The organism is Pseudoalteromonas sp. PAB 2.2 (assembly GCF_001938575.1).
GTDB lineage: Bacteria > Pseudomonadota > Gammaproteobacteria > Enterobacterales > Alteromonadaceae > Pseudoalteromonas > Pseudoalteromonas lipolytica.
The window spans coordinates 1-15,875 of the sequence record NZ_LYPI01000024.1; the positions used below are offsets into that span (position 1 = coordinate 1).

Below are 15,875 nucleotides of genomic sequence, written 5' to 3' on the forward strand. Positions count from 1 at the left end.
TCTTATGGCGCGAGGCCCGAAGGTCCCCCGCTTTGGTCCGAAGACATTATGCGGTATTAGCAGTCGTTTCCAACTGTTGTCCCCCACCATAAGGTACATTCCCAAGCATTACTCACCCGTCCGCCGCTCGTCAGCAGAGTAGCAAGCTACTCTCTGTTACCGCTCGACTTGCATGTGTTAGGCCTGCCGCCAGCGTTCAATCTGAGCCATGATCAAACTCTTCAATTAAAAGTTTTTTCTGTCCTTCCCATAAGGGAGCGGACATGCTCAATGAATTCTGAATTTATTTAACATTTTTCGATGTTGAATTGACTGTGCTGAAATAAGTAAACTTATTTCTGTTGGTCACTCAGTTTAAATTGAGACTCTAAATTTTTTTGTCTTACTACCTAAGTAGCTCGACTGTTAGAACTCAATCTGTACGAGTGCCCACACAGATGATTGCTTTATATTGTTAAAGAACGTTTCGAGTTGCTTTCGCGTCTCGAGGGATGCGTATAATACATCCTTAATTTTTCGAGTCAACACTTAATTTTAAACTTTCTTTCGAAGACTTAAAACCGAAGTTTTACTTAACTCTCTGCTACGTTGTTCAGCGTCTTTCGTTGCTGCCCGCCGTGTCAGTGGATGCGCATTATAGGGATTATCTGGAGGCCGTCAACGCTTTATTTCAGTTTTATTTAATTAATTTCAATTTTGTACAATAATCATACAAACAAAGGGCTGCAGGAGTATTTCAGCTCAAAAATCAGTCACTTTTATGTTCATTAAAGGGCAAATGAAAAAGCGATATACTTTAAAATCAGTCTATCGCTTTTATTTTACTAGTTGGATTACTTAGTGGAAATTTCCCACACAGCGATTGAGCCCGAGATTTCATTACCTACGACAAGTAATGCTTCATTCGTTGCACTTTGTTCTGCAGGTATAAATGCCATCCCTTCAGGGGCAAGATCACCGGTTATTTCTGCACCGGCTTCTAAGCCACGGTTAAAAAAGTAATCTTGGAATGTCACATTGTATGGATTAGTAATATCAAACACCATAATGCCACCCATACGCTCTAAACCAATAAATGCAAATGTACGCTCACCAATAGTACCCAGTGCTAATGCTTCAGGTTCAGCCCCTTTGTCATCTGAGCGGGTATCACCGGCATTTTCATCTTCATTATTGTTAAATGCTTCGCCGTGAACTGATGCGGTAATACGTGAAATTTGGTCACCAGAATCAAAAACCACCATGCCATTACTATCCCAAATAGAAAATGAGCGGGCTCCGTACGCATAGAGTGACTCGTATTCACCATCGTTATCTTCATCACCTTTAACTGTGGTCACTTTTAGGCGGCCAATATCAGTGTTGTCGTTGTTCAGATAATCAAAATTGCTTGCCAGCGTTAAGTCTTTAGCTCTGGTTTCATCTATATAAGATAAGCAGCCATCATCTTCATCATAGTCAAGACCACCTTTTGCTATACAATCAGCTTCGTCGGCTGTGTCAAAGAAGTATTCTCGTGCATCGCCTTCGTTAGCTGTAACGATGAAATTTGCACCTTTCCAGCTGAAACTAGCGATAGTATCGGGTTGATACATACCATATAAGCCTGGGTATGATTTAAAGTTCACCCCTCCATCTTTATCTGATGCATCAATGAGTAAATTAGACCAGTCTTTGAAGCCTAACCCTTTTAGCTCTAAGCTATTATTTTCCAAATTAACGATAGCCAGGGCATTATTTTCTTGTAGTGAAACGTAGGCAAACTTATTGTCTTTAGAGATGCTGATGTACTCAGGCTCTAAATCCATAGCTACGGTTGTATTAATTAGCTTGCCGTTGATTGTACGACCTGTCGGATTAGCAAAAACAATCCCTAATTCTTCAAGCTCTGCTTGTTTATCGTTATAGGCTGCGAAGGTGATGCTAATAGCAGTGTCAGCAATCACGCCATCATTGATGTTAATGATGCTAATTGAGCCTTCAGGATCAATACTGTAATCCCCATTCGGTTCGCCTTCGTTTGCAACCAGTACTTTATTACCATCATGGCTAAAGGTAACCATGTCGGGCAGGGCGCCTACAGATACATTCTTAATAAACTGAGGCTCGTCGCCACTAATATCATAAAATGCGATAAGCCCTGCATCACCCGTTGTTTTTGCAGCCATAGCTACAGCAAGTAATTCGTTATTTTCATCGATGGCGATACTGTTTGCATCACCCGCACTGTGCTCATTAAGAGACACGGTAATTGCAGAGGCTAAATTAGTGCCGTTTACAACGCCTTCGTTATCCTTTACGAGCGCAGCTCTGTCAAAGCTATCAGCCGGAATGATATTAACCACTGCAGAATCACCCGAACTATTAATTGCAAAAATTCTTTTTTTAGCCGCTTGATAGGCCACAATCTCTGCGGCACCTTCTGGGCTTTGTGCATTTAATACTGCACGGCCAATAAGATGAATATTTAAAGGTGAATGTGCATTAGTGCCATTAACACCATCTTGCCCTGCGGGACCTTGCTCACCTTGTAAACCATCTTTTCCATCATCTCCCTCTAATGAGCAACCCGTAAGAATAGACAACAGTGACAGAGCAAGCATTGATCTTTTTAACATTATTATTTTTCCTTTGTGTTGTATTTACTACATAACAACACACAGGCATGACAACAATATGGCATTTTTATGTGGACAAAATCCGGGCATAAAAAAAGCGAGTGTGAACTCGCCTTTTTCAATTAGGTATAATGCAGCTTACTGTTTTTTAACAGGGCGCTTCCAACCACTGAGATTACGCTGTTTACCACGCGCTACCGCCAGTTGTTCATCTTCAACAGTATTAGTGATCACAGAGCCCGCACCAATCGTTGCTGTTGAACCAATATTCACAGGAGCGACAAGCGATGAGTTTGAACCAATAAAGGCGTTATCACCGATGATGGTTTTTGATTTATTTACACCGTCGTAGTTACAGGTAATGGTACCCGCACCAATATTTACCTTTTCGCCGATTTCAGCATCACCTAAATAAGTAAGGTGGTTTGCTTTTGAGCCCTTACCTAAGCGGGTCTTTTTCATTTCGACAAAATTACCAATGTGAGAATCTTCTTCCATAATGGCACCAGGACGCAGTCGTGCAAATGGACCTAAAGTACATTTAGTCGCAACAGTTGCTTCTTCGACTAATGAATTGGCTTTAATAATAACGTTATCACCAATGGTGCAGTCTTTAAGTACGCAATTAGGACCTATTTGTACATTATTACCCAGTGTTACTTTACCTTCAAAAATAACATTAACATCAATAAGTACATCTTCACCCGTTGTTACTTCACCGCGTACATCAATGCGTGCAGGGTCGGCAAGGGTGGCACCGTTTAACATCAGCTCCTCTGCTTGCCATGCTTGATAAGCACGCTCAAGTGCCGCTAGTTGTACACGGTTGTTTGCGCCTTCAACTTCCATTGGATGCTCAGGTTGTGCAGAGGTGATTTCAACGCCTTCACTGTGAGCCATGGCAACAATATCTGTTAGGTAGTATTCACCTTGAGCATTGTTATTCGATAGGTTACTTAACCAACGTTTCAGTAATTCACCATTGGCAGCCATAATGCCAGTGTTGATTTCTTTAATCGCTAATTGCTCAGCGGTCGCATCTTTTTGCTCAATAATACCGACTAATTTGCCATTTTCACGCAGCATACGCCCATAACCAGATGGGTCGTCTAATGTTACTGTTAATACTGCAAGTCCGTTTTTAGGCGTAACAGCAAGTAACTTTTCTAACGTCGCACGTTTTGTAAGGGGAACATCACCGTATAAAATCAACACGGTATCATCATCAGCGATATGCTCTTTAGCGACCGCGACAGCATGGCCAGTACCAAGTTGTTCTTCTTGTAGCACCCAATTTACTTGATTATGAGAAAGGGCGGCTTGTAATTGATCGCGACCGTGGCCATAAACTAAGTTGGTCTCACGTGCGCCTAAGGCCGTGGCATTATCAATTACATGTTGCACCATCGGCTTTCCAGCCACTTTATGAAGCACCTTTGGAAGTGCTGAACGCATACGAGTACCTTTACCCGCAGCGAGAATAACGGTTGTCAGAGACATTAAAACAATATCCTTCTTTCTTTGTTTTAGTTGAGCTGTTAATGAGTGTAATAAGTAAGTCAACCTTGGTTAGGTAAGTCACGTCATGTGCAAATACTCAATCCTAATAAAGAGGACTGAACCTTAGATGAAATACTTATTCACATTTAATACACCACATTGTAACGGGCTTTGATGAAGGATATAAGTACTAAACGAAGAATAGGGCGCTTTAAACGAGTTTGCTTATACCATTGTGCTTAATTAAGTGGTCTATAATAATACTTAATCACTCAAAATGATTCAGTATTATTGCGGATTGATATTACATAAATGTTGAGTAAATTACAGGCACAAAAAAGCCCACATTAAGTGGGCTTTTACAAAACCGAGTAGGCTTACTTTTTGCGTAATTGTTGAATTACGCGAAGTTGAGCGATTGCTTCAGCAAGTTGCACTGCAGCTTGTTGATAATCTAACTCAGCAGTTGACGTATTCGCCATTTGCTCTTCAGCATCACGTTTCGCTTTTTCAGCCGCTTGCTCGTCCAGATCTTCACCACGTACTGCTGTATCAGCAAGAATCGTAATACGATCAGGTTGAACTTCTAGCGTACCGCCAGCAACATACATCACGTCTTCGTGACCAAATTGCTTAACTAAACGTACCATACCAGGTTTTAGGGCAGTTAATAATGGAGCGTGGCCATAGTTAACACCAAGGTCACCTTCACTACCACTTACTTGAATCGATTCAACCAGACCAGAGAACAAGCTCTCTTCTGCGCTTACTACGTCAAGATGTACAGTCATAGCCGCCATACTACCCTCCTAATTACATGCTTTTGGCTTTTTCTTGAGCTTCTTCAATAGAGCCAACCATGTAGAACGCTTGCTCTGGCATATCATCAAACTCACCGTTTAAGATACCTTTGAAGCCAGCAATTGTGTCTTTAAGTGACACGTATTTACCAGGCGCGCCTGTAAATACCTCAGCAACGAAGAACGGCTGAGATAAGAAACGCTGGATTTTACGTGCACGAGATACAACTTGCTTATCTTCGTCAGAAAGCTCGTCCATACCTAGGATTGCGATGATGTCTTTCAGTTCTTTATAACGTTGAAGAACTGTTTGAACGCCACGCGCTGTATCGTAGTGCTCTTGACCAATTACTAATGGGTCAAGTTGACGTGAAGATGAATCAAGTGGGTCTACCGCAGGGTAGATACCAAGTGACGCGATATCACGAGAAAGTACTACTGTTGCATCTAAGTGAGCAAACGTTGTTGCTGGAGATGGGTCAGTTAAGTCATCCGCAGGTACGTATACCGCTTGGATTGATGTGATTGAACCCGTCTTAGTTGATGCGATACGCTCTTGAAGTACACCCATTTCTTCAGCAAGTGTAGGCTGGTAACCTACCGCTGATGGCATACGACCTAGAAGTGCTGATACCTCTGTACCCGCTAGTGTATAACGGTAGATGTTATCAACGAAGAAAAGTACGTCACGACCTTCGTCACGGAACTTCTCTGCCATCGTAAGACCTGTTAACGCTACGCGTAAACGGTTACCCGGTGGCTCATTCATTTGACCGTATACTAGTGATACTTTATCTAGTACGTTTGAGTCGTTCATCTCATGGTAGAAGTCATTACCCTCACGTGTACGCTCACCAACACCTGCGAATACTGAGTAGCCGCTGTGCTCGATTGCGATGTTACGGATAAGTTCCATCATGTTTACGGTTTTACCTACACCGGCACCACCGAATAGACCAACTTTACCACCTTTAGCGAATGGACATACAAGGTCGATTACCTTGATACCCGTCTCTAAAAGTTCAACTGAACTTGATTGTTCTTCATAAGAAGGCGCTGCACGGTGAATAGACATACGCTCTTCTTCACCAATTGGACCAGCTTCATCAATAGGGTTACCAAGTACGTCCATGATACGACCTAGTGTCTTCGTACCTACTGGAACGTGGATTGGCTGACCTGTACCTTCTACTGATGTACCACGACGTAAACCGTCAGTAGTACCAAGTGCGATACCACGTACCACACCGCCACCTAGCTGTTGTTGAACTTCTAAAGTTAAACCCGCTAAGTCGCCATCTGTTACTTTTAGTGCGTCATATACGGCTGGCACGTTGTCTTGTGGAAATTCGATATCCACAACGGCGCCGATAATTTGGACGACCTTACCTAAACTCATGTCTATTCCTCTCATTAAACTTTGCCGAAGCGTTAAACTGCTGCCGAGCCGCCAACAATCTCACTGATTTCTTGTGTGATTGCAGCTTGACGAGCCTTGTTATAAACAAGCTGTAACTCATCCATAAGGTCGCCAGCATTATCAGTTGCAGCTTTCATTGCAACCATACGGGCAGCCTGTTCAGAGGCAGCGTTCTCAACTACACCTTGGTATACTTGAGACTCAATAAAGCGTACTAACAGAGCTTCTAAGATAGCTTCTGGGTTTGGCTCATATAAGTAATCCCAAGAATGTTGAGATACTTCTTCTTCAGCTTTTGGCAAAGGGAGTAACTGATCGATTGTTGGCTCTTGCTTCATCGTATTAACAAACTTGTTAAATACGACGTATAAGCGGTCAATTTTGCCTTCAGAGTATGCATCTAGCATCGTTTTTACAGGACCAATAACGTCTTGTAATGAAGGTGTATCTCCTAAGTTCGCCTTTTTAGCGACTAACTTACCGCCGAAACGTTGGAAAAAGCCTGCTGCTTTGCTACCTAAAGTAGTAAATTCAGCATCAACGCCTTTTTCTTTCCACGCTTTCACGTCTAGGGCAACTTTTTTGAACTCGTTAGAGTTCAAGCCACCACATAGACCACGGTCAGTAGAGATAACAATATAACCAACTCGTTTTACTTCACGCTCTTCTAAAAAAGGGTGAGTAAAATCAAGATTTGCTTGAGCAACACGACCAATCACTTTGCGTAAGTTTTCAGCGTATGGACGGCTTGATGCCACACGTTCTTGCGCCTTTTTCATTTTAGACGCAGCAACCATTTCCATTGCGCTGGTGATCTTTTGAGTATTCTTGATACTCCCGATCTTGCTTTTAATCTCTTTTCCGCTGGCCATGACTCTCTCTCCGAATCAGGTGGGCTTTAGTTGCCTAAAGCTCACCATTCATAACTAAATTACCAAGTTTGCGTCGACTTGAACTTCTCTAGAAGTTCTTTAAGTTGCGCTTCAATCTCAGCGTTGTAGTTACCAGTTTCATTGATTTGAGCCATTAGCTCTGCGTATGTGCTGTTTGCATAAGAAATTAAGCCCGCTTCAAAGTCACCGATTTTCGCGATTTCGATGTCTTTTAGGTAGCCTTTTTCAGCTGCGAATAGCGACAGAGACATTTCAGCAACAGACATTGGTGCGTACTGTTTCTGCTTCATTAGCTCTGTTACGCGCTCACCATGCTCTAATTGAGAACGTGTTGCATCGTCAAGGTCAGACGCGAACTGCGAGAACGCAGCTAATTCACGGTACTGAGCTAACGCTAGACGGATACCACCACCTAGTTTCTTAACGATTTTAGTTTGCGCTGCACCACCAACACGCGATACCGAGATACCAGCGTTAACAGCTGGACGGATACCTGAGTTGAATAAGTCAGTTTCTAAGAAGATCTGACCATCGGTGATAGAGATAACGTTTGTCGGTACGAACGCAGAAACGTCGCCGCCTTGAGTTTCAATGATTGGCAATGCCGTCAGTGAACCTGTTTTACCTTTCACTTCACCATTAGTGAACTTCTCAACGTAATCAGCGTTTACACGTGATGCACGCTCTAGAAGACGAGAGTGAAGGTAGAATACGTCACCTGGGTATGCTTCACGGCCTGGTGGACGCTTAAGTAGCAATGAGATTTGACGGTAAGCAACAGCTTGCTTAGATAAATCATCATATACGATTAATGCGTCTTCACCACGGTCACGGAAGTATTCACCCATAGTACAACCAGCAAATGGTGCTAGGTACTGAAGTGCCGCAGATTCAGAAGCCGATGCAACCACAATAATTGTGTTTTCAAGTGCACCGTGCTCTTCTAATTTACGTACTACGTTAGCAATTGTAGATGCTTTTTGACCAACCGCTACGTACACACACTTAACGCCTGTGTTCTTCTGGTTGATGATTGCATCGATAGCTAAAGCAGTTTTACCTGTTTGGCGGTCACCGATTACAAGCTCACGCTGACCACGACCAACTGGGATCATCGCATCAATAGATTTATAACCAGTTTGAACTGGCTCATCTACTGATTGGCGCTCGATTACGCCTGGTGCGATTTTCTCAACAGGTTCAAAACCGTCGTTATCTAAAGCGCCTTTACCATCGATAGGGGCACCTAGAGTGTTAACAACACGACCAAGTAGACCACGACCAACAGGAACTTCTAAAATACGACCAGTTGATTTAACTTTTACGCCTTCTTTAAGGTCTGCGTATGGACCCATAACTACTGCACCTACTGAGTCACGCTCAAGGTTTAGTGCGATAGCATAACGGTTGCCAGGAAGCTCAACCATCTCACCTTGCATACAGTCAGCTAGACCGTGGATGCGGATGATACCGTCAGTAACAGATACGATAGTACCTTCGTTACGAGCTTCACTTACAACTTCGAACTGCTCAATACGTTGTTTGATCAGATCTGAAATTTCAGTGGAATTAAGTTGCATGCTCTTTTTCCCAATTACGATTGTAGTGATGTAGCTAAGCGGGCTAACTTGCCGCGTACTGAGCCGTCAATTACAGTGTCACCCGCCTTAATAATAAGGCCGCCAACAACTGTAGCGTCTTCACTACAATTCAGCTTAACTTTGCGTGCGAAACGTTTTTCAAGTGCCGCTACCAATGTTGCTTGCTGCTCAGCAGAAAGCGGTGTTGCAGAAACCACGTCTACGTCGGTTTCTTTATCGTAATCCGCTTTTAATTCAGCGAATAACTCTGCAACAGCAGGCAGTGCAACTAAACGACCATTTTCAGCCATTACCTTAACTAGGTTTTGGCCTTGTTCGTTGAGCTGCTCTGCACAGATCTTAATAAAAAGACCTGCTTTTTCAGTAGCAGTAGGCAATCCAGCTAGCGCAGCAGCGGCTTGCTCGTTGCTGGCAACTTGGCCAGCAAAGAACAGCATGTCGTTCCAACTTTCAACAGTGCCTTTTTCAACAGCAAGTTCAAAAGCCGCTTTAGCGTATGGGCGAGCGATAGTAGCCAATTCAGACATGCTCATACCCTCCTAATTACAGCTCAGCGACAAGTTTTTCAACGATGTCACTGTGTGCGGCTTGATTGATTTCGCGCTCTAGAATCTTCTCAGCACCAACCACGGCCAGAGTTGCTACTTTCTTACGTAGCTCTTCTGTTACACGGTTACGCTCTGCTTCGATTTCAGAGTGCCCTTGAGCAATAATTTTTTCACGCTCTTGTTGACCACGAACAGTTTCTTCGTCAACGATAAGCGTGGCACGCTTTTTAGCTTGTTCAATGATATCAGCCGCTTGAGCTTTTGCCTCTTTAAGCTGCTCAGCAGCTTTCTTTTGCGCAAGTTCTAAGTCTTTTTCGGCTCTATCAGAGGCAGCTAAACCATCTTCGATTTTCTTCTGGCGAGCTTCAATTGCACCATTTAGTGGTGGCCATACGTATTTCATACAGAAAAGTACGAATACCGTAAATGCAATTAATTCACCGATAAGAGTGGCTGTTAAGTTCACGACCGCTCCTCCTTAAAATAGTAAGCTGTTCAAAAAATAATATTAAAGTACGAACAACAATACCATTGCGATACCAACACCGATCATAGCTACGGCATCGATTAGACCAGCAAGGATGAACATCTTAACTTGTAGTGAAGGTGCAAGCTCTGGTTGACGCGCACATGCTTCTAGGAATTTACCACCCATGTTACCGAAGCCGATAGCAGTACCGATTGCACCGAAGCCGATAAGTAGAGCAACAGCGATATACTTAAGACCTAATACTAGTTCCATTTTTTTCTCCAAAGTTTCAATTGTAAATTAAAATTAAATTTTAAAAGTGTAAAAATTAGTGATTATCTGAGCTTGCCATGCTTAGGTAAACGATTGTAAGCATCATAAATACGAATGCTTGTAGCACGATTACTAAGATGTGGAATGCGGCCCAAATAAAGTGCAACGGTAGTTGCATTAAACCAACAGCGCCGATCAAGATGAAAATCAACTCACCAGCATATAAGTTACCGAATAAACGCAGTGCTAACGAGAACGGCTTAGCAACTAAAGCGATTGTTTCTAGTAATAAGTTACATGGGATTAAGAACACCATCATCAGCTTGTTTTTAGAGCTAAATGGGTGCAGTGTTAGTTCCGCTAAGAAACCGCCAATCCCTTTGATTTTAATTGCGTAACCGATCATCAGAATGAATACACCAATAGCAAGTGCAGCAGTCATATTGATGTCTGTTGTCGGTACAATTTTCATGTATACGTCGTGAGAGTCCATACCAAATGCTTGCTCACCAACGAAGCCAGCGAATGCAGGTAGGAAATCAACCGGGATCAAGTCCATTAAGTTCATTAAGAACACCCAAACGAAAATCGTTAGAGCTAATGGAGCAATTAAACTACTTTTGCCGTGGTAAGTATCGCGTACGTTGTCGCCAACGAATTCAACGATCATTTCAATGAAGCATTGAAATTTACCAGGTACACCGGTATTTGCTTTTTTAGCGGCACTACGGAAGATCCATAAAAATACAAGACCTAAACCGATTGACCATGCGAGGGTATCTATGTTCCATGTCCAGAAGCCACTGTCCGCACACGCTTTATTGAAGGCTAGACCAGCGTCGGTCGAGCACATCTTAGCATTGGTTAAGTGGTGCTGAATATGGCTTGATAGAGTTACTTCTTCTGCAGCCATGTTATATCCCAAAAGTTAATGATTAAAAAAAACGGGTGCGAACAATCCGCTAAATAACACCAATACATACACACAAAAAAACGGTAATAAAACGACCGTGTAAGACTTCAGTATCAGTGCAAACAACACAATTGTTAGCATAAATTTTAATCCGTTGCCGCGCTTTAGCGAGGCATACACTTGATTTGTCCGACTTGCACCCATATATCTGAATGCATAAACGACAAATACAAAATTAGGGAGTAGTGCAACAGCTCCGCCAGCTAGCGCTGACTGGCCGGCATTGACTCCCCAACCTACAAAAACAATTACTGCAGCGATTATCGCTACGATACCCTGAAGACAAATTAATTTAAATGCGGCAAGCCTATATGGCTTTGCTAACCTATTAGTCACGTTTTATTAACCTTAAGAACGTTCATATTGTCAGGGTATGAAAACTGGCGAAATTATACTGATTCCTACCAGTTTTGCAACTTGAGTCGACCCTTTGTAGCGCAAAAACACCACAAATGTCTCTTTTTGGACATGTTATTAATTAATGACGGGAATAGTCTTAATTTATACGGCTTAAAATGCCATCTAACTCATCAAAGCTTGTGTACGAAATAACCAGCTTGCCTTTGCCTTTTTTGTTGTAGTTAATTTCTACTTTAGCCCCTAAGTTCTCGGCAAGTTTTTGCTCTAACTGTTTGACATCAGGATCTTTTTCGAGCACTTCTTTTTGAGGTGCGGGCTCTAAAATTGAACGAACAAGCTTTTCAGTTTCACGCACAGTTAACGCTTTTGCGACAGCTAATCGCGCCGCATCTGACTGCGCTTCACCTTCAAGTGCTAATAAACAACGTGCATGACCCATTTCAATGTCGCCATGCTCTAACAGTATTTTAACATCTTCGTTAAGATTATTTAGGCGTAGTAAATTAGTCACTGTGGTACGAGATTTACCAACAGCTTCGGCCACTTGCTGATGAGTAAGCTCAAACTCATTCAATAAACGATTAAGTGCAATGGCTTCTTCCATTGCATTTAAATCTTCGCGTTGAATATTTTCAATAAGTGCAATAGCAACAGCCGCTTCATCAGGTACGTCTTTGATAATACAAGGTACGCTATCTAATTTAGCTAATTGAGCAGCACGCCAACGACGTTCACCAGCAATAATTTCGTATTTATTTGCACCAATAGGGCGCACAACAATAGGTTGAATTATGCCTTGCGCACGAATCGAGCTTGCAAGCTCTTCCAATGCTTCTTCAGACATGTCTTTACGTGGTTGATATTTACCTGACTGTAAAAACTCAATCGCTAATTTTTGCAGTTCACCTTTATTTTGCTCTGCCACAGCATCTGATACAGGCTCTGTTGTTACTGCATTTTGTTGCTGATTATCTGCACTTGGGGCAGGTTTTGATGAACTTAATAAAGCGTCGAGTCCTCGGCCTAAACCGCGTTTTTTAGCAGACATGTTATTTTTTTACCTCAAAGTTAGGCTACTGCTGAAGATGTTTTCTCTTTTCTACGTAACATTTCACCGGCAAGGGCTAAGTATGCTTTTGCACCACTTGATGCGCGGTCATAATACATGGCAGGGGCACCAAAGCTCGGCGCTTCTGCTAAACGGACATTACGTGGGATAACGGTACGATAAACTTTATCGCCAAAATGTTGTTTTAATTGTTCAGATACGTCATTTGCAAGGCGATTACGCGGATCATACATGGTGCGTAAAATACCTTCAATTGTTAACGCCGGATTGACCAACTTCGACAGCTGAGTAATGGTGTCCATTAATGCAGTTAAACCTTCAAGGGCATAATACTCACATTGCATAGGCACTAAAATAGAATCAGCTGCTGCCATCGCATTAACCGTTAGCATATTCAGTGAAGGTGGGCAGTCAATAAAAATGAAGTCGTATTGGTCTTGCACTTTTTCAAGGGCATTACGTAAACGCACTTCACGGGCAAATAATTCCATCAATTTAACTTCAGCTGCTGTGACATCGCCATTAGCTGCAATTAAATGATATTCACCTGACGTTTCTTTATTGATTACTTCTTCGATTGGGGTTTCTTCTATCAATAAGTCATAAATAGTTGCAACGTCACCGTATTTATCGACACCGCTGCCCATGGTCGCGTTCCCTTGTGGGTCAAGATCGATTAATAACACTTTACGCTTTGTCGCGGCCATAGAAGCCGCAAGATTTACAGCGGTGGTTGTTTTACCAACCCCCCCTTTTTGGTTTGCTAATGCGATGACTTTTGCCACAGTGCTCTGATCCCTAGTCTTTAGATAGAATAATTAAATGCCTTTGCGCATCTAACTCAGGTACTTCCAAGCTAATTTTTTCGTCAAACTTTATACCCGCTGGTAATGAGTCAAGTTCGTCGCTCGGAAATACACCTTTTAAGGCGATAAATTTACCCGAATGATCAATCAAGTGCGAACACCAGTCAACCATATCTTGCAAAGAGGCGAATGCACGACTTAATACACCATCTAATTTAACACTTGGTTGATATTCTTCAACTCTAGACTGTACTGGGGTTACATTTTCAAGACCCAGTGCGTGTTTTACCTGCATCAAAAAGCGTACTCGCTTACCTAAACTATCTAACAAAATAAATTGTGTGTCAGGTAAAGCAATGGCTAATACGATACCCGGTAAACCCGGACCGGTGCCAACATCAATGTAATGTTTGCCTTTTAGGTGTGGCGCAACAACTAAGCTATCCATAATATGCTTAATCATCATCTCTTCAGGTAAGCGCACCGATGTTAAATTGTACGCTTTATTCCACTTGTCTAATAATTCAACATACTGAACGAGTTGCTGCTGTTGTTTTTCTGTTAGCGCAATATCAGTTTGCGCTAACAGTGACGTTAATTGTTGTTGTAACACTGTATTCCTTACCAACTACGCAGTCTTACGTAGTAAGCCTTGCTTTTTCAGATATACTAATAATAGCGAAATAGCAGCAGGGGTGATACCTGAAATACGTGACGCTTGACCAATCGTGTCTGGACGACTATCTGTTAATTTAGCAACAACTTCATTTGATAAACCAGAAACCGTTGAGTAATCAAAGTCTTTTGGTAATACAGTTTGCTCATGACGCAATTGTTTATTGATCTCGTCTTGCTGACGAGCAATGTAGCCTGCGTATTTTGTATGGATCTCAACTTGCTCAAGCGCAGCTTGGTTATTAAATTCAGATCCTAATCCTTCAATGGCCATTAAATCGTTATAACGAATTTCAGGGCGACGGATCAGATCCTCTAAACTCGCTTCACGTGTCAGTGGCGTTTTTAATAATGCGTTTACTTGATCAACCGCAACATGATCCTTATGGATCCACGTTTCTTTTAGGCGTTGCGATTCTTTCTCGATAATCTCCATTTTTTCATTAAATGCAGCCCAACGAGCATCATCAACCAAGCCTAATTCACGGCCTTTTGCAGTTAAACGAATATCAGCATTATCTTCGCGAAGTAATAATCGGTATTCAGCACGGCTAGTAAACATACGGTAGGGTTCTTTTGTACCTAGCGTCGCTAAATCGTCAATTAATACCCCTGTGTATGCTTCATCACGACGCGGAGTCCAAGGCTCTTTACCTTGTACTTGCAATGCGGCGTTCATACCAGCAATCAACCCTTGAGCACCCGCTTCTTCATAGCCCGTGGTGCCATTAATTTGGCCAGCAAAGAATAACCCGTTGATAAATTTAGTTTCTAATGATTGTTTCAAATCACGAGGGTCAAAGAAGTCATATTCAATTGCGTAACCAGGACGACAAATATGTGCATTCTCAAAGCCAGTAATTGATTGCACAATTTCAAGCTGAACATCAAACGGTAAACTGGTAGAAATACCATTTGGGTATAATTCGTATGATGTTAAACCTTCAGGTTCAACAAAAATTTGGTGTTTGTCTTTATCAGCAAAACGAACAATTTTATCTTCAATAGAAGGGCAGTAACGTGGGCCAATACCTTCAATAACACCTGAATACATAGGTGAACGATGTAAGTTATTACGGATCACGTCATGCGTTTTTTCATTCGTATAAGTGATATAACACGGGATCTGCTGTGGATGATCCGATTGCTTACCCATAAATGAAAACACGGGTATTGGTGTATCACCTGGTTGTTCTTGCATTTTACTGAAATCAACAGTACGCGCATCAATACGTGGAGGTGTCCCCGTTTTTAAACGATCGACTCTAAAAGGTAATTCACGTAAACGTTGTGCCAGTGCAATTGATGGTGGATCACCTGCGCGACCCCCTTTAAAGTTTTCTAAACCGATGTGGATCTGGCCACCTAAGAAAGTGCCCACTGTAAGCACAACAGTAGGGGCGCTGAAGCGAAGTCCCATTTGGGTAACAACACCGAGTACACGTTCACCTTCAACAATAAGATCATCACATGATTGCTGGAAGATCTTTAAATTTTCTTGGTGTTGTAAAGTATGTTGAATAGCCGCTTTATACAAAGCACGATCAGCTTGTGCACGAGTTGCTCTAACCGCAGGGCCTTTTGATGAATTTAAAGTACGGAATTGAATACCGCCTTTGTCAATGGCTTGTGCCATTGCACCACCGAGTGCATCAATTTCTTTAACCAAATGACCTTTGCCAATGCCCCCAATAGCTGGATTGCATGACATTTGACCAAGGGTATCCATATTATGTGTTAGCAATAGGGTATTCATACCCATGCGAGCAGAGGCTAATGCGGCTTCAGTACCTGCATGTCCACCACCGACAACAATAACATCAAAACTTTCGTGAAAAATCATTTATGGATCCTACTTAATCGACCAGCA

General features: G+C 42.3%; 15 protein-coding genes and 1 rRNA gene. All 16 read right to left on the minus strand.

What is annotated here, in order from left to right:
- Nucleotides 1–228 (minus strand): 16S ribosomal RNA (locus tag BWD47_RS18670); the annotation flags it as partial.
- Nucleotides 229–833: 605 nt separating this feature from the next.
- Nucleotides 834–2,618: a choice-of-anchor I family protein gene (locus tag BWD47_RS18675; RefSeq protein WP_036973720.1), complete on the minus strand. Its 1,785-nt coding sequence runs from the start codon at nucleotides 2,616–2,618 to the stop codon at nucleotides 834–836.
- Nucleotides 2,619–2,756: 138 nt separating this feature from the next.
- Nucleotides 2,757–4,118 (minus strand): bifunctional UDP-N-acetylglucosamine diphosphorylase/glucosamine-1-phosphate N-acetyltransferase GlmU, encoded by a 1,362-nt coding sequence (gene glmU / locus BWD47_RS18680; protein ID WP_065978286.1) that lies wholly within the window; start codon nucleotides 4,116–4,118, stop codon nucleotides 2,757–2,759.
- A 377-nt stretch (nucleotides 4,119–4,495) separates the two neighbouring features.
- Entirely contained in the window at nucleotides 4,496–4,918 is a 423-nt protein-coding gene (locus BWD47_RS18685; RefSeq protein WP_036973718.1) for a F0F1 ATP synthase subunit epsilon, read from the minus strand.
- 13 nt (nucleotides 4,919–4,931) lie between these two features.
- Nucleotides 4,932–6,317, minus strand: a complete 1,386-nt coding sequence (gene atpD / locus BWD47_RS18690) for a F0F1 ATP synthase subunit beta (RefSeq protein ID WP_036973717.1) — start codon at nucleotides 6,315–6,317, stop codon at nucleotides 4,932–4,934.
- Between the two features lie 32 nt (nucleotides 6,318–6,349).
- The gene (gene atpG / locus BWD47_RS18695) at nucleotides 6,350–7,210 is read right to left on the minus strand and encodes a F0F1 ATP synthase subunit gamma (RefSeq protein ID WP_036973716.1); all 861 of its coding nucleotides are present in this window, start codon (nucleotides 7,208–7,210) and stop codon (nucleotides 6,350–6,352) included.
- A gap of 59 nt (nucleotides 7,211–7,269) precedes the next feature.
- A complete protein-coding gene (gene atpA / locus BWD47_RS18700) occupies nucleotides 7,270–8,811 on the minus strand; it encodes a F0F1 ATP synthase subunit alpha (RefSeq protein ID WP_036973715.1) in 1,542 nt (513 codons plus the stop codon).
- A 14-nt stretch (nucleotides 8,812–8,825) separates the two neighbouring features.
- The gene (gene atpH / locus BWD47_RS18705; RefSeq protein WP_036973714.1) at nucleotides 8,826–9,359 is read right to left on the minus strand and encodes a F0F1 ATP synthase subunit delta; all 534 of its coding nucleotides are present in this window, start codon (nucleotides 9,357–9,359) and stop codon (nucleotides 8,826–8,828) included.
- 16 nt (nucleotides 9,360–9,375) lie between these two features.
- Nucleotides 9,376–9,846 carry a F0F1 ATP synthase subunit B gene (gene atpF, locus BWD47_RS18710; RefSeq protein WP_036973713.1) on the minus strand — a complete coding sequence of 157 codons (471 nt, stop codon included), beginning with the start codon at nucleotides 9,844–9,846 and terminating at the stop codon, nucleotides 9,376–9,378.
- 42 nt (nucleotides 9,847–9,888) lie between these two features.
- On the minus strand, nucleotides 9,889–10,122 hold the full coding sequence (gene atpE / locus BWD47_RS18715) for a F0F1 ATP synthase subunit C (protein WP_004335261.1): 234 nt from the start codon (nucleotides 10,120–10,122) through the stop codon (nucleotides 9,889–9,891).
- 55 nt (nucleotides 10,123–10,177) lie between these two features.
- Nucleotides 10,178–11,035: a F0F1 ATP synthase subunit A gene (gene atpB, locus BWD47_RS18720; RefSeq protein ID WP_036973712.1), complete on the minus strand. Its 858-nt coding sequence runs from the start codon at nucleotides 11,033–11,035 to the stop codon at nucleotides 10,178–10,180.
- Nucleotides 11,036–11,050: 15 nt separating this feature from the next.
- The gene (locus BWD47_RS18725) at nucleotides 11,051–11,431 is read right to left on the minus strand and encodes an ATP synthase subunit I (RefSeq protein WP_036973711.1); all 381 of its coding nucleotides are present in this window, start codon (nucleotides 11,429–11,431) and stop codon (nucleotides 11,051–11,053) included.
- A gap of 160 nt (nucleotides 11,432–11,591) precedes the next feature.
- Entirely contained in the window at nucleotides 11,592–12,503 is a 912-nt protein-coding gene (locus BWD47_RS18730; protein ID WP_036973710.1) for a ParB/RepB/Spo0J family partition protein, read from the minus strand.
- 20 nt (nucleotides 12,504–12,523) lie between these two features.
- Nucleotides 12,524–13,309 (minus strand): ParA family protein, encoded by a 786-nt coding sequence (locus BWD47_RS18735; RefSeq protein ID WP_036973709.1) that lies wholly within the window; start codon nucleotides 13,307–13,309, stop codon nucleotides 12,524–12,526.
- A 13-nt stretch (nucleotides 13,310–13,322) separates the two neighbouring features.
- Nucleotides 13,323–13,943, minus strand: a complete 621-nt coding sequence (gene rsmG / locus BWD47_RS18740) for a 16S rRNA (guanine(527)-N(7))-methyltransferase RsmG (protein WP_036973708.1) — start codon at nucleotides 13,941–13,943, stop codon at nucleotides 13,323–13,325.
- Between the two features lie 15 nt (nucleotides 13,944–13,958).
- Nucleotides 13,959–15,848 carry a tRNA uridine-5-carboxymethylaminomethyl(34) synthesis enzyme MnmG gene (gene mnmG / locus BWD47_RS18745; protein ID WP_074989744.1) on the minus strand — a complete coding sequence of 630 codons (1,890 nt, stop codon included), beginning with the start codon at nucleotides 15,846–15,848 and terminating at the stop codon, nucleotides 13,959–13,961.
- Nucleotides 15,849–15,875 lie beyond the last annotated feature (27 nt).